The sequence below is a fragment of the Micromonospora sp. NBRC 107095 genome (assembly GCF_030269705.1).
GTDB classification, from domain to species: domain Bacteria; phylum Actinomycetota; class Actinomycetes; order Mycobacteriales; family Micromonosporaceae; genus Micromonospora; species Micromonospora parva.
Genome location: NZ_BSTU01000001.1, coordinates 1630628 through 1644922, shown reverse-complemented (window position 1 = coordinate 1644922; position 14295 = coordinate 1630628). Strand labels below are relative to the sequence as shown.

At 71.9% G+C, this 14295-nt stretch carries 17 protein-coding genes; 1 reads left to right on the top strand and 16 read right to left on the bottom strand.

Translation table 11 applies throughout. The features are described from left to right. Nucleotides 1-60 precede the first annotated feature (60 nt). The 12 genes from QSK15_RS07785 to proS form a co-directional block, all read right to left on the bottom strand. A complete protein-coding gene (locus QSK15_RS07785) occupies nt 61-384 on the bottom strand; it encodes a DUF2469 domain-containing protein (RefSeq protein WP_007075222.1) in 324 nt (107 codons plus the stop codon). Further along, nucleotides 381-1193 (bottom strand): ribonuclease HII, encoded by an 813-nt coding sequence (locus QSK15_RS07780; protein ID WP_285793534.1) that lies wholly within the window; start codon nt 1191-1193, stop codon nt 381-383. Before QSK15_RS07780 ends, QSK15_RS07785 begins: the two co-directional genes overlap by 4 nt. Continuing rightward, the gene (locus QSK15_RS07775; RefSeq protein ID WP_285793533.1) at nt 1187-1729 is read right to left on the bottom strand and encodes an NUDIX hydrolase; all 543 of its coding nucleotides are present in this window, start codon (nt 1727-1729) and stop codon (nt 1187-1189) included. The genes QSK15_RS07780 and QSK15_RS07775 overlap by 7 nt, the downstream gene beginning before the upstream one ends. 47 nt (nt 1730-1776) lie before the next feature. Next, nucleotides 1777-2412: a signal peptidase I gene (gene lepB / locus QSK15_RS07770; RefSeq protein ID WP_030335221.1), complete on the bottom strand. Its 636-nt coding sequence runs from the start codon at nt 2410-2412 to the stop codon at nt 1777-1779. Nucleotides 2413-2422: 10 nt separating this feature from the next. After that, the gene (gene lepB / locus QSK15_RS07765) at nt 2423-3292 is read right to left on the bottom strand and encodes a signal peptidase I (RefSeq protein ID WP_285793532.1); all 870 of its coding nucleotides are present in this window, start codon (nt 3290-3292) and stop codon (nt 2423-2425) included. Nucleotides 3293-3473: 181 nt separating this feature from the next. After that, complete coding sequence (gene rplS, locus QSK15_RS07760; protein ID WP_030335223.1) at nt 3474-3830, bottom strand: 50S ribosomal protein L19; 357 nt, start codon at nt 3828-3830, stop codon at nt 3474-3476. A gap of 143 nt (nt 3831-3973) precedes the next feature. Then, on the bottom strand, nt 3974-4747 hold the full coding sequence (trmD, locus tag QSK15_RS07755) for a tRNA (guanosine(37)-N1)-methyltransferase TrmD (protein ID WP_030335224.1): 774 nt from the start codon (nt 4745-4747) through the stop codon (nt 3974-3976). A gap of 11 nt (nt 4748-4758) precedes the next feature. Beyond that, entirely contained in the window at nt 4759-5313 is a 555-nt protein-coding gene (rimM, locus tag QSK15_RS07750) for a ribosome maturation factor RimM (RefSeq protein ID WP_285793531.1), read from the bottom strand. Further along, nucleotides 5313-5573 carry an RNA-binding protein gene (locus QSK15_RS07745; protein ID WP_172862164.1) on the bottom strand — a complete coding sequence of 87 codons (261 nt, stop codon included), beginning with the start codon at nt 5571-5573 and terminating at the stop codon, nt 5313-5315. The genes rimM and QSK15_RS07745 overlap by 1 nt, the downstream gene beginning before the upstream one ends. After that, complete coding sequence (gene rpsP / locus QSK15_RS07740; protein WP_210859599.1) at nt 5548-6036, bottom strand: 30S ribosomal protein S16; 489 nt, start codon at nt 6034-6036, stop codon at nt 5548-5550. The genes QSK15_RS07745 and rpsP overlap by 26 nt, the downstream gene beginning before the upstream one ends. A 230-nt stretch (nt 6037-6266) precedes the next feature. Next, nucleotides 6267-6887 carry a ribonuclease FAU-1 family protein gene (locus QSK15_RS07735; RefSeq protein ID WP_285794351.1) on the bottom strand — a complete coding sequence of 207 codons (621 nt, stop codon included), beginning with the start codon at nt 6885-6887 and terminating at the stop codon, nt 6267-6269. 37 nt (nt 6888-6924) lie between these two features. Continuing rightward, nucleotides 6925-8331: a proline--tRNA ligase gene (proS, locus tag QSK15_RS07730; protein ID WP_030335232.1), complete on the bottom strand. Its 1407-nt coding sequence runs from the start codon at nt 8329-8331 to the stop codon at nt 6925-6927. Between the two features lie 131 nt (nt 8332-8462). Between proS and QSK15_RS07725 the strand changes: the two genes are divergently transcribed. After that, nucleotides 8463-9065: a TetR/AcrR family transcriptional regulator gene (locus QSK15_RS07725; protein ID WP_285793530.1), complete on the top strand. Its 603-nt coding sequence runs from the start codon at nt 8463-8465 to the stop codon at nt 9063-9065. A gap of 315 nt (nt 9066-9380) precedes the next feature. Here QSK15_RS07725 and QSK15_RS07720 read toward each other — a convergent pair whose 3' ends face one another. The 4 genes from QSK15_RS07720 to QSK15_RS07705 all read right to left on the bottom strand — a co-directional run bounded on the left by QSK15_RS07720 (nt 9381) and on the right by QSK15_RS07705 (nt 14083). Then, on the bottom strand, nt 9381-10460 hold the full coding sequence (locus QSK15_RS07720) for an amidohydrolase family protein (protein ID WP_285793529.1): 1080 nt from the start codon (nt 10458-10460) through the stop codon (nt 9381-9383). 137 nt (nt 10461-10597) lie between these two features. Further along, nucleotides 10598-12151: a signal recognition particle protein gene (gene ffh, locus QSK15_RS07715; RefSeq protein ID WP_285793528.1), complete on the bottom strand. Its 1554-nt coding sequence runs from the start codon at nt 12149-12151 to the stop codon at nt 10598-10600. Nucleotides 12152-12266: 115 nt separating this feature from the next. Beyond that, on the bottom strand, nt 12267-12923 hold the full coding sequence (locus QSK15_RS07710; RefSeq protein WP_030335241.1) for a response regulator transcription factor: 657 nt from the start codon (nt 12921-12923) through the stop codon (nt 12267-12269). After that, complete coding sequence (locus QSK15_RS07705) at nt 12920-14083, bottom strand: sensor histidine kinase (protein WP_285793527.1); 1164 nt, start codon at nt 14081-14083, stop codon at nt 12920-12922. Before QSK15_RS07705 ends, QSK15_RS07710 begins: the two co-directional genes overlap by 4 nt. Between the last annotated feature and the right edge of the window lie 212 nt (nt 14084-14295).

Sequence of the window (14295 nt, the reverse complement as noted above, 5' to 3'; positions counted from 1 at the left end):
CCGGCTGGTGTCAGGCCACGGGTGGGGGGCCCGTGGCGCGGCACCGCGCCTGGGGTGCGCTCAGCCGCCGAAGCCGGAGTCGGCGGGCAGCGAGATGTCGGGCTTCTCCAGCTCCTCGACGTTGACGTCCTTGAAGGTCATCACCCGGACATTCTTCACGAAGCGGGCGGGACGGTACATGTCCCACACCCAGGCGTCGTGCATCTCGACCTCGAAGTAGACCTCGCCGTCGGAGTTACGCACGTGCAGGTCGACCTGGTTGGCCAGGTAGAACCGCCGCTCCGTCTCCACCACATAGGAGAATTGGCGGACAATGTCGCGGTACTCCCGGTAGAGCTGCAGCTCCATCTCGGTCTCGTACTTCTCGAGATCTTCCGCGCTCATCGCACTCCGCCTTCCATGGCCACATCTTCCCCCACCGGCGCCGGAGGCCGAGGCTGCTCGCCCAACGCCACGCCGACGGTACCCCCTGACGCCCGCGAGCGCTCCATCGGCTCATCCGGGCCCTGGCCGCCGGGCCGCCGGGCGCGCGGCGGCCGGCCGTCGCGGCCGGAGACCGCGGCGACATTGACGTACGAGAAACGGTGCTCCCGGCACGGCCCGTGCTCCCGCAGCGCCGCCGAGTGCTCCGGGGTGATGTAGCCCTTGTGCTCGGCGAAGCCGTACGCCGGGAACACCCCGTCCAGCTCCACCATGAGCCGGTCCCGGGTGACCTTGGCAAGCACACTGGCCGCCGCCACGCACGCGGCCACCCGGTCGCCCTTCCACACCGCCAGCCCGGGCACCCCCAGGCCGTCCACGCCGAAGCCGTCGGTCAGCACGTACTCCGGGCGGATCGTGAGCGAGGCGAGCGCCCGGCGCATCGCGGCCAGGTTGCACACGTGCAGGCCCCGGGCGTCGACCTCCTCGGCCGGGATCACCACCACGGCGTACGCGAGCGCGCGGTCCACGACCTCCGCGTACACCCGTTCCCGGCTCGCCGGGGTGAGCAGCTTCGAGTCGGCCAACCCCTCGATCTCGCCGCGCCGCCCCTCGGGCAGCACCGCCGCAGCGGCGACCAATGGACCGGCGCACGCCCCCCGACCGGCCTCGTCCGCACCGGCGACGTGCCGGAAGCCACGCCGCTGCAACGCCCGCTCCAGGGCGTACAGGCCGGCCTCCCGGCGGACCACGGTACGCGGCGGGGTCAGCATGACGTCTCCTCCTCCTGGCCCGTGGTGGCGGGCCGCCCCAGCCGGGTCAGCAGGGCGGGCAGTTCCGGTGGGTAGAACCGGTCGCCGCTGGCGGCCAGCTCGTCCGGAAGCCACCAGCGGTGGCCGGCGATGCTGCGCCGCTCGACGTCGTTGAAGCCGGTGGTGTCCACCCGCCAGGAGTCCACCCGGAAGAGAAAGAAATCCTGCTCCTGGCGGTACCAGATGCCGTCGAAGGAGAACTCGGTCGCGTCGGACCAGACCGGCTCGCCCAACGCGGCCGGGTCGAGCAGCAGGCCGGTCTCCTCGGCCAACTCCCGGGCCGCGCCCGCCGCCGGGGACTCCAGCGGGTCGAGCCCGCCGCCGGGCGTGAACCAGTACCGGTGCCCGGGGCGGGCCGGGTCGAAGCCCTCGAACAGCAGGACCCGGCCGGCCGCGTCGACGAGCAGCACGCGGGCCGCGCGTCGAGGGGTGTGGACACGGTCGTCGCTGTTCGCGACTGCGGGGCTCGGACGTTCACTCCTCGCGCTCACGGTCACCGCACCAGCCTGCCAGACCGACGACGGATCGCCCACGCCCCGTCGGTCTACGGCTTGGGAATGCCGTCGAACCCGTCGGGCACTGTCAGCCAGGTGGCCCGGCTGACCGGCCAGAAGACGGTGAACGCCCGCCCGACGACGTCGTTCTCGGGGATCGTGGCCTCGGTGATGTTCTGCCCGGACTGCTGCCAGTGCTCCAGTGAGTCGCCGGAGGCCGACCGGTGGTCGCCCATCACCCACAGCCGACCCTCCGGCACGGTGATGTCGAACTCCTGGTCGGCGGGCTTGTCGCGAACCCCGTCCATCGAGAAGATGTACGGCTCGTCCAGCGACTTGCCGTTGATCATCAGCCGTTCCTGCGGGTCACAGCAGACCACGTGGTCGCCGGGAACCCCGATCACCCGCTTGATGAAGTCCTCACCGTCGGGGTTACCGCTCCACGAGGTGGGAGCCTTGAACACGATCACCTCGCCGCGGTGCGGTGATCGGAAGTCGTAGACCAGCTTGTTGACCAGCACCCGGTCATCGATCTTGAGGGTGTTCTCCATGGACGGGGAGGGGATGAAGAAGGTCTGCAGCACGAAGGCGCGGACCAGCACCGCGACCAGGATCGCCACACCCAGCAGGATCGGCAGTTCCTTCCAGAAGGAACTGCGCGGCTTGTCGGTCTGCTCGTCAATCACGCCAAGGAGCCTACGTTGCCCGGCTGGACAGCACCGACCGGAACGCGCGGGAACCACGCAGCGCGGCCACCAACGGGAGTATCAGCAGCACACCGCCCTGCGGGGTCGGTCGCACCGGAGGTGCTCCGGGAGACGCCGTGGCGGGCCCGGAGACGTCGTCGAACGTCGACGGCACCGACAGCGGATTCCACCGGGACGAGGGCCAGACCACGACGAAGGCCCGGCCGACCACGTTGTCGATCGGCACCGGGCCCTGGCAGCGGGCGTCCTGGGAGACCTCGCGGTGGTCGCCCATCACGAAGATCTGACCGGGCGGTACGACGACCTCGTCGAAGCGCCGGGAGCGACACTCCGCAGGGTTGGGCGGCAGGTCCAGTGGTGAGTCCCGCAGGACGTACGTCTCGTTGAGCGGGATGCCGTTGACTGTCACCCGCCCCTGACTGTCGCAGCACTGCACCCGGTCGCCGGGCAGGCCGATCACCCGCTTGATGAAGTCCTTCTCACCGGGCCGGCTCACCCCGACCAGGTCGCCGACGGTGCGGGCGAGCCGGCCGGCGACGCCCGGCTTCGGCTGCTCGTCGACCTGCGGCGCCCAGCGGTCGGTGCCCCGGAAGACCACCACCTCGCCGCGCAGCGGGTCCCGCACGTCGTAGACGACCTTGTTGACCAGCACCCGGTCACCGACGAGGAGGGTGTCCTCCATCGAGCCGGACGGGATGAAGAACGCCTGGAGCAGGAAGGTGCGGATCAGCACCGCGAGGCAGAACGCGACCACCAGCAGCAGCGGCAGCTCCTGCCAGAGGGGCATCTGTCGGCGGGTGCGGCGGGCCCGTCGACGCCACGGATCGACGGTGCCGTCATCGTCAAGCGTCTGCACCACGCCACTCCCCGGTCCGCAGAAACACCACCGCCCGGGAGCCTCGTCGAGGCTCCACGGGCGGTAGTGGACAACTGCCCGCCGCGAGGGCGGGGTCGCCGCCTCGCTGCGCCCGTACGACCAGGGTAGTGCGCTCTGGTCGGTACGGCATACGCGCAGCTCGGGCGGCGTGGCGAGCGGGAAGTCAGCTGGGCTGCTTCTCCCGCTTCTCCTTGATCTTGGCCTTCTTGCCGCGCAGCTCGCGCAGGTAGTAGAGCTTGGCGCGACGCACGTCACCGCGGGTCACGACCTCGATCCGGTCGATGCCCGGGCCGTTGAGCGGGTAGGTCCGCTCGACGCCGACGCCGAAGCTGACCTTGCGGACCGAGAAGGTCTCGCGCAGACCGTCACCCTGGCGGCGGATCACGACGCCCTGGAAGATCTGAACACGGGACCGGTTGCCCTCGACGACGCGGGCGTGCACCTTGACGGTGTCACCGGCCCGGAAGTCGGGAAGGTCGGTCCGCTTCGACTGGGCGTCAAGGGCGTCCAGGATGTTCATCGCTGCGTCCTCGTAAGGCTCACGGCGCACCGTCACTCGGTGCGCGGGTGGGTGATTCTGATTCCCGGGTGGTGATCGGCGGACCGACCCCGGTCGGGGATCCTCGCAGCCGACCGCGGGCGCGGACGGATGCGGCAACCCCCCTACTTTGCCACATCCCCCGGCGGAGGTTGAAATCCGGCCTGGTCCAGGGCCGCGATGTCCCGTTTGTCGAGCCGGTCGGCGGGCAGCGCGGCCAGCAGGTCCGGACGGCGGGCAGCGGTCCGCAGCAGACCCTCCTCGCGCCGCCAGCGGGCGATCTTGCCGTGGTCGCCGGAGCGGAGCACCTCCGGCACGTCGTGCCCACGCCAACTCGGCGGCTTGGTGTAGATCGGCGCCTCCAGCAGCCCGTGCGCGTGCGACTCCTCGTCAAGCGAGCCCGCGTTGCCCAGCACCCCCGGCAGCAGCCGGGTGACCGCCTCCATCATCACCAGGACCGCGACCTCGCCACCGAAGAGCACGTAGTCACCGAGCGACACCTCGGTGACCGGCATCCGGGTGGCGGCGTGCGCGAGAACCCGCTGGTCGATCCCCTCGTAGCGGCCGCAGGCGAAGAGCAGATGCGGCTCGGCGGCCAACTCGTATGCCATGGCCTGGGTGAACGGGGCGCCGGCCGGCGACGGCACCAGCAGCCGGGGCGGCGGGGCGTCCACCGGCGCGAGGGCGTCCAGCGCCTCACCCCACGGCTCCGGGCGCATCACCATCCCCGGACCGCCGCCGTACGGGGTGTCGTCGACGGTGCGGTGCACGTCGTGGGTCCAGGTCCGCAGGTCGTGCACGGCGAGCTGGAGTACGCCGTTGGCCCGCGCCCGTCCGATCAGCGACAGGTCCAGCGGGGCGAAGTACTCCGGAAAGATCGACACGACGTCGACGCGCATGCGGGCTGGTCCTAAAGGTCGAGCAGTCCGGCTGGCGGGTCGACGATCACACGTCCGCCGGCCAGGTCGACCTCCGGGACGATCGCCCGGACGAACGGGATCAACGCGGTACGCCCCTCGGGGCGCCGCAACACCAGCAGGTCGGACGAGGGTGCGTGGTCGATGCGGGCGACCTCGCCGAGGCGTTCGCCGGCCGGGGTCACCACGGCCAACCCGACCAACTGGTGGTCGTGGAACTCCTCCGGGTCGTCCGGTGGGGCCACGTCGGCGCTGTCCACCACGAGCAGCGTGCCGCGCAGCGCCTCGGCGGTGTTGCGGTCCAGGATGCCGTCGAACGCGATCAGCACCCGGCCCTGGTGGAAGCGGGCTTCCTCGATGGTCAGCTCCGCCGGAATCCGGAACGGCACCCCGGGACCGTCGGAGGACGGCGGGGGTGTCGCCCCCGGTTCAGTGCGCAGCACTGCACCGGGGGCGAACCGTGCCTCGGGCTCGTCGGTCCGCACTTCCACGGTGACCTCACCGCGGACACCGTGCGGCTTGCCGATCCTGCCGACGACGAGCTGCATCAGTACGAGTCGACGATGTCGACGCGAACCCCACGCCCGCCGATGGAGCCGATCACCTGGCGCAGCGCCTTGGCGGTCCGGCCGGACCGCCCGATCACAGTGCCGAGGTCCTCGGGGTGCACGCGGACTTCGAGCCGCTTGCCCCGACGGGAATCGACCATCCGCACCCGGACGTCATCCGGGTGGTCGACGATGCCCTTGACCAGGTGCTCCAACGCCGGACGCAGTGGCATGTCAGGCCTGCTCACCGGCGTCGGCAGCGGCCGGGGCCTCGGCCGGAGCCTCGGTCTTCGGAGCCTCGGCGGCCGGAGCCTCCGTCTTCGGAGCCTCGGCGGCCTTGGCGGCCTTCTTGGCCGGCTTGGCCGGGGTCTCCGGGGCGAGCCCGGCGGCGGCCTTCGACTCAGCCTCGTACGCCGCCTTGCGGTCGGCCTTCTCGGGGGCGACCAGGAGCGGCGGCGGGGCCGGCAGGCCCTTGTACTTCTGCCAGTCACCGGTCAGCTCCAGCAGCCGCTGCACCGCCTCGCTCGGCTGAGCGCCGACGGACAGCCAGTACTGGACCCGCTCCGACTTGACCTCGATGATCGAGGGGTCTTCCTTGGGCTGGTAAACCCCGACGAACTCGATCGCCCGGCCGTCACGCTTGGTGCGCGAGTCGGCGACGACGATGCGGTACTGCGGGTTGCGGATCTTGCCCATCCGCAGGAGCCGGATCTTTACGGCCACAGTTGTTTCGCTCCTGTTGCGATCTCACCGGCCCAAGACGGGCGGTGTGCATGGGTGAGCGCCGACCGGCACAGTGGGGTTGGGCCGGAGACTACTCGGTGGACTGGCGACGTGCCCGGGTTAGAGGGCGCCGGACGCGCGCCGGATACCAGCGGCCTATTCTGCCAGATCCCCGGCCGATCTTCCGCATCGGACCCGGACAGTACGTCGCCGGTGACCTGGAACACCGCTCATCGCACCGGCGGACGATCCCACCCTGGCGGCAACTTGTCCGGTGCGTCCCATTCCGGCGGAGGTGCGAAGTCAGTCCAGGTGCCGTCGAACGGGAACTCGCCCGCCTCGGCGAGCGCGATCACCCGCTCCCCCTCGGCGCGGACCGCCTTTTCGTCGATCACCCAGTAGTCGGCGCCGAAGGCGAGCCGCTCGACGAACTCGCCCTCGTCCTTCCACTCCCAGCTACGGTCCGGCCAGACCACCACGTCCAGGTCCTGGTCCACCACGTCGACGCCGGCCACCGGGCCGTCGTCCCAGCGGACACCGGGCTCCTCCAGGTTGACGTACCAGTTGGCGAACCCGCCCTGCGCGTCGGAGAACCACCAGACCGAGTGGGCTGCCCCGGTGGGCAGGAACTTCAGCAGCGGCGGACCGTTCCAACGCCCCTGCGCCAACCGGTAGCTCGACGCGATCCACTCGGCGAACGGCATCGCCCGCATCCCCAGCCCGGCCTCGGTCACCTCGTGGGCCACCGGCGAGTCCCGGGCGACCCAGACCAGCAACCCCCGATCGTCGTCGCTGACCACGCGGGCCGGCCGGACCCATCCGATCCGGCCGTGCCGCACGTTCCGGTGCATGATCAGCCGACCCGGCTCGAACCGGTCGACGAGCACCTCAGTAGGCGCGGGCGAGGATGGCGACCAGATCCGGCTCGTCCTCCGAGTCGGGAACCGAACCGTCGGCGCGCAACAGGCAGCGCACCGTGACGCCCTGACCGTTCGCCTCCGCCTCACCGGCCACACCGACCGCCGACCACGGCACCCGGGCCCAGCCGGTCGCGGCGGCCTCGATCGCCTCGGCCAGGGTGGCCACGTCCACCGTGCGCGCCTCACGGTTGGCCAACGCCTGATCGTGCAGCACCTGCTGGTCGGTCTCCAGCGCCGCCAGCACCGCGGCGACCACGTCCGCCACCGGCGTCGGGGTCTTCGAGCCGTCGGTCCGGCGAACCACCGTCGCGTTGCCCACGGCCAGGTCACGGGGGCCGACCTCGACGCGTACCGGATAGCCACGCAGCTCGGCGTCGACGGCCCGGCGGCCGAACGGGGTGTCGGTCCGGTCGTCGAGGGCGACCCGGACACCGGCGTCGCGCAGGCCGTCGCGCAGCTTGGCCGCCGCCTCGCCGACGCCGTCACCGTCCTTGACGATCATGACGTACGCCTGGATCGGCGCCAGCTTCGGCGGCACCCGCAGACCGTTGTCGTCGCCGTGTGCCATGATCAGGCCACCGAGCATCCGGGTGGACGTGCCCCAGGAGGTCGTCCAGGCGTGCTCCCGGCCCCCCTCCTTGGAGGAGTAGCTGATGTCGAACGCCTTGGCGAAGTTCTGACCCAACTCGTGGCTGGTGCCCAGTTGCAACGCCTTGCCGTCACCCATCATGCCTTCGCAGGTGTACGTGGCCGTCGCGCCGGCGAAACGCTCGCGCGCCGTCTTCAGGCCGACCACCACCGGGATGCCGATCACGTTGACCATCAGGTCCTCGTACGCCTCGTGCAGGATCCGCCGCGCGTACGCGCGGGCGTCCTCGCGGGTGGCGTGCGCGGTGTGCCCCTCCTGCCAGAGGAACTCGCTGGTCCGCAGGAAGATCCGCGGACGCAGCTCCCACCGGACCACGTTCGCCCACTGGTTGAGCAGCAGCGGCAGGTCCCGGTACGAGTCGATCCACTTGGCCATGAACTCGCCGATGACCGTCTCACTGGTCGGACGCACCACCACCGGCTCGGCCAGCGGCTTGCCGCCACCGTGCGTGACGACCGCCAGCTCCGGCGAGAAGCCCTCGACGTGCTGCGCCTCGCGCTTGAGGTAGCTCTCGGGGATGAACAACGGGAAGTACGCGTTCTCCGCACCCGCCGCCTTGATCCGAGCGTCCATCTCAGCCTGCATACGCTCCCAGATGGCGTAGCCGGCCGGTCGGATGACCATGGTGCCGCGAACCGGGCCGTTGTCGGCCAGCTTCGCCTTGGCGATCAGGTCCTGGTACCAGCGGGGGAAATCCTCCGCACGGGGAGTGAGCACGCGTGCCATGACCGCACATCCTATGCGCCGCGCGGGCGGACACCGCGTCCGGGAGTCGCCACGCCGCGCCGTTCCGCTCCGCTGACGGGCCGTGACGGCGCTGGGCCGGGCAGCGGGTGCGCCCGTAGAATTCGACCACCATGGTTACCTCGACGGACTCCCCCCGCCAGCGGCTGCGGGACACGATCGTGGACGCCGCCCGCGCCCGGACCGTCGCCGCCGGGTGGGACGCGGTCCGGATGGGCGGGGTGGCCACCGCGGCCGGGGTGAGCCGGCAGACGGTCTACAACGAGTTCGGCAGCAAGGCGGGCCTCGCCGAGGCGCTCGCCCGCTCCGAGGTGGACCGGTTCGTTGGCGATGTGCGCGACGCGCTGCTCGCCCACGACTCGGACGTGCGGGCCGGCGCGTACGCCGCCATCGCGCGCACCCTCTCCACGGCGGCGGACAACCCGCTGGTCAAGGCGATCCTGACCAGCGCCCGGGGCGGGTCGGACGAGTTACTGCCGTACCTCACCACCCGTGCCGAGGTGGTGCTCACCGAGGCGTCCGGCGCGCTGATCGACTGGGCCGGTGACCACCTGCCCGGGGCGGACCAGGCCGCGCTGGCCTTCGCCGCCGACACCGTCGTCCGTCTGGTGGTCAGCCACATCGTGCTCCCCCGCGAACCGATCGAGGAGACCGCGACGGCCCTCGCCGACCTCGCCGTACGCCTCTTCAGCGCCGCCGCCACCGCGCGCCGCTGACCCGCGCCCCGCGCCCCGCGCCCCGCGCCCCGCGCCCCGCGCCCCGCGCCCCGCGCCCCGCGCCCCGCGCCAAGATCCTCACAACATCACCGAAGTTGCTGCCTCAGACGCACCGGAAGCAGCAACAACCCTGATATTGCGCGGATCTTGGGCCGGCAAGATCGCGCTGCATCCCGGATGTCGTGGGATCCCACGACGCCGAGGCCACTACATCCAGGATCGAGCACGATCTTGCGCGGCCCGGCACAGCCCAGCGCGGCACAACGCGGCGCAGCCCAACGAGGCGCAGCCCAACGAGGCGCGGCGCGGAAGAGGTCAGCGGACCACTCGGCCGCGGAGGATCGTGCGGGACGGGGCGCGGACGACGCGCAGGTCGGTACGGGGGTCTTCGGGGTAGACGGTCAGGTCGGCGAGCCCGCCCTCGACCAGGCCGGGGAAACCGAGCCATTCGCGGGCGCCCCAGGAGGCTGCGGCGAGGACGTCGACGGGTGCCATGCCGGCCTGCTCGTGCAGCAGCAGCATCTCCTCGGCGGCCAGCCCGTGGTCGATGCCGCCACCGGCGTCGGTGCCCACGTAGATCGGTACGCCCGCCTCGTGGGCGGCGCGCACCACGTCGGGGAAGCCGTCGCGCAGCGCGAGCATGTGCTCGGCGTACCCGGGGAACTTGCCCCGCGCCTGCTCGGCGATGCCCCCGAAGGTGGCAATGTTGATCATTGTGGGGACCAACGCGGTGCCCTGGCGGGCCATCTCGTCGATCAGGTCGAGGCTGAGCCCGGTGCCGTGCTCCACCGAGTCGACGCCGGCCCGCACCATGATCTCGACGGCCGACTCGGAGAAGGTGTGCACCGCGGCGCGTACGCCGGCGTCGTGCGCCGCCCGCACGGCGGCGGTGAGGGTGTCCGCGTCCCAGGCCGGCGCCAGGTCACCGACGCCCCTGTCGATCCAGTCGCCGACCAGCTTCACCCAGCCGTTGCCGGCCCGCGCCTGGGCGGCCACCGTGGCGGCCACCTCGGTCGCGTCGACCTCCACGCCGATGTCGCGCAGGTAGCGCTTCGGCGGGGCGACATGCTGGCCCGCGCGGGCCAGTCGCGGCAGGCCCGGCTCGTCGTCCAGTTCGGGGTACGGGTACGGCGACCCGGCGTCCCGGATCGCCAGCACCCCGGCGTCCCGGTCGACGTGGGCCAGCGCGCGGGCCTGGTCGAGTGAGGTGATCGGGGCGCCACCTCGGGCGATGCCGATGTGGCAGTGCGCGTCGACAAGCCCTGGCAGCACAAAGCCGCCGTCGACGACGGTCTCCGCACCGGGCACCGGGGTGAAGGTCACCCGGTCGCCGACCAGCCAGAGATCCCGGACCTCGTCGTCGGGGAGCAGCACGCCGCGCACATGAAGAGCCATGTGCACAGTCCTACCGGATCACCTCGTCGTCCGCGCAAGGACCTCCTGCCGGCGCTGCGTCCACGCCGGCAGGACTCCTTCCAGGGGGCGACATCACCCCAGGTGCCGGATCAGTCGCCCGCCGTCACCGACACGCGTCAGCGCGGGCCCTTGTCGCCGCCCTTGCCGAGCTTGTTGAAGTCGATCTTCGGGAGCTTGAAGCCGGGCGGAAGGCCCTGCGCACCCGAGAGGTCGTTCGGGTCCATCCCCGGCGGTAGCTGCGGCATGCCACCCGGGAAGCCGGCCGGCATGCCGGCGCCGGTACGCGGGCGACCGCCGCCCTTGGTGCCCTTGCGCTTGTTCTTCGGCGACTTGGTCGCCTTGCGGCGGCCACCGCCGGGCAGGCCCATCATGCCGCCCATCTGCTTCATCATCTTCTGCGCGTCGGCGAAGCGGTTGAGCAGCTGGTTGACGTCCATCACGGTGACGCCGGAGCCGTTGGCGATGCGCGCCCGGCGGGAGCCGTTGATGATCTTCGGGTTGGTCCGCTCGCCCGGGGTCATCGACCGGATGATCGCGGTGACCCGGTCGAAGTGACTGTCGTCCAGCTCGGCGAGCTGGTCCTTCATCTGCCCCATGCCGGGCATCATGGCCAGCACGTTGGCGATCGGGCCCATCCGCCGCACCGCGATGAGCTGGTCGAGGAAGTCGTCCAGGGTGAACTGCTCACCGCCCATCAGCTTGGCGGTCATCTTCTCCTTCTGATCGGAGTCGAAGGCCTGCTCGGCCTGCTCGATCAGAGTGAGGACGTCGCCCATGCCGAGGATCCGGCTGGCCATCCGGTCGGGGTGGAAGACGTCGAAGTCCTCCAGCTTCTCACCGGTGGAGGCGAACAGGATCGGCTGCCCGGTGACCTCGCGGACCGACAGCGCGGCACCACCACGGGCGTCGCCGTCAAGCTTGGAGAGCACCACACCGGTGATGCCGACGCCGTCGCGGAACGCCTCGGCGGTGCGCACGGCGTCCTGACCGACCATGGCGTCGATGACGAAGATGACCTCGTCCGGCGAGACGGCGTCGCGGATGTCGGCGGCCTGCTGCATCATCTCGGCGTCGATGCCGAGGCGGCCGGCGGTGTCGACGATGACGATGTCGCGGGCGGCGCGCTTCGCGTGCTCGATCGACGCGCGGGCCACCTGCACCGGGTCACCGGTGCCGTTGCCGGGCTCCGGGGCGTACACCTCGACGCCGGCCCGGCCACCGAGCACCTGGAGCTGCCCGACGGCGTTGGGGCGCTGGAGGTCGGCGGCGACGAGCAGCGGCTGGTGGCCCTGGCCCTTGAGCCAGCGGGCCAGCTTGCCGGCGAGGGTCGTCTTACCGGACCCCTGGAGGCCGGCCAGCATGATCACCGTGGGCGGCTGCTTGGCGAACTGGAGCCGTCGCCCCTCACCGCCGAGCACGTTGATCAGCTCTTCGTTGACGATCTTGATGATCTGCTGGGCCGGGTTCAGCGCCTGCGAGACCTCCGCGCTGCGGGCGCGCTCCTTGACGGCCGCGATGAAGCCCTTGACCACCGGCAGCGCGACGTCCGCCTCCAGCAGCGCGAGGCGGATCTCGCGCGCGGTGGCGTCGATGTCGGCGTCGGTGAGCCGCCCCTTGCCGCGGAGCTTGGTGAAGATCCCGGACAGGCGGTCACTCAAGGTGTCAAACACGCGAACATCCCGTTTGTCAGTGTTTCCGGCGGGCACAACACGGCCGGCACTGCGGAGTCCGGCCACCGCTAGGGTAACCGCCCCACCGCGGGGCCGCTGTCGCCCGGCCCGGGCCTCACCCCGACACCAGACCCGACTGGTACGCGAAGACGACGAGCTGGGCCCGGTCCCGGGCTCCCAGCTTGCCCATCGCCCGGCTGACATGGGTCCGCGCGGTCGCCGGGCTGACCACCAACCGTGCCGCGATCTCCTCGTTGTTCAGGCCCTCACCGACCAGGCCGACGACCTGACGCTCCCGATCGGTCAGCGTGTCCAGCCGGGGGTGCGGACGAAGCACCCGGGACGGCCGGGTGGCGAACTCCCGCACCACCCGACGGGTCACCGACGGCGACAGCAGCGCCTCCCCCTCGGCGACGAGCCGGATCGCCCGCAGCAGCTCGGCCGGCCTGGTGTCCTTGGTGAGGAATCCGCTGGCACCGTGGCGCAACGCGTCGAAGACGTACTCGTCCAGCTCGAAGGTGGTGAGCACCACCACCCGCGTACCGGTCAGGTCGCTGTCGGCGACGATCCGGCGGGTCGCCTCGATGCCGTCGATGCCGGGCATCCGGATGTCCATCAGCACCACGTCCGGCCGTTCCCGGCGGGCCAACTCGACCGCCCGCAGCCCGTCGGACGCCTCGCCGGCCAACGCCAGGTCGTCCTCGCTCTCCACCAGCGCACGCAGTCCGAGCCGGACCAGGTCCTGGTCGTCGGCGATCAGGACCCGGATCACGTCGACGTCCCCACGGGCAGCCCGGCGTACACCCGGAACCCGCCCTCGGCGCGCGGCCCGGTGCTCAACCGCCCGCCCAACGCCGCGACCCGCTCCCGCATCCCGGCCAGACCGTGACCGCCCTCGTCGTCGGCCGGCGCGGTCCCGGCCCGGCCCGACCCCACCCCCCGGTCGGTGACCTCGACGGTCACCTCATCCGCGCGGTAGTCCACCGTCACCTGCGCGCTCGACACCCCCGCGTGCCGCAGCACGTTGGTCAACGCCTCCTGCACCACCCGGTACGCGGCCAGGTCCACCGCTGCCGGCAACTCCCGGGGATCACCCACCACGCGCACCTCGACGGCGAGCCCCGCCCCGGCGAGCCGGTCGCGCAGCGCGGGGAGCCGGGCCAGGCCGGGTACCGGCTCGCGCTCGGCGCCGCGCCGTACCGCGCCCAGGGTGACCCTCAGCTCGTCCAGGGCCTCGCGGCTGGTCCGGCTGATCGCGGTCAGGGCCACCTCCGCCTGCTCCGGGCGCTTGGGCAGCAGGTGCAGGGCGATCTCGGCCTGCATGCTGATCGCGGCGAGCCCGTGCCCGACCACGTCGTGTACCTCCTGCGCGATGCGCAGCCGCTCCTCGTCGGCCTGCCGTCGGGCCTGTTCGGCACGGCTGCGGGCCGCCTCGGCACGGGTACGCGCCGCCGTCTCACGGCTCACCCGCACCACCACCCCCACCGCGAACGGTACGACCACCCAGGCCGACGCGGGCAGCACTCCCGTCCAACCCGGGGCCGGCCCCCTGCCGACGAAGACGTGCGCCAACAACAGGACGAACGCGCCACCGGCGGCGAGCCCCGCCGGACGCACCGGCAGCCGCACCGCCACGCTGTACACCGCGATCAGGAACGTCAGCAGAATCGGCCCGTACGGGTAGCCGATCAGCAGGTACGTCGAGGTGGCCACGGTGACCACGGCGAGGGTGGCGACCGGAGCATGCCGGCGGACCAGCAGGGCGAGCGCGGCGACGGCGATCAGCGCCCGACAGCCGGCGTCCACCGGCCTCGACCCCGGCTGGTTGTTCCCGGCCAGACCGGTGGCGAGCAGCCCGAAGCAGAGCAGCGCCAGGGCGAGCGCGGCATCCGCCGTCTGCTCCGGCCATCGCCACCGCCCGCTGTCCCGCATGGCCGTCATTCTGCCCGCGCCGGGACCGTCCGACGTGCGTCCACGGGCGGCACCGCCGCTACGCCCCCGGACGTACCCGCGCCCGGCCCGAACGGCCCCGCGAGCCGCCGGGGGCGGGCCGGCGCGCGCGGACGAGCTGGCGCGTGCGGGCCGGCGGGCGCGCGAGCGGACTGGCCGGCGGGCCGGCGGGCGCGCGAGCGGACTGGCCGGCG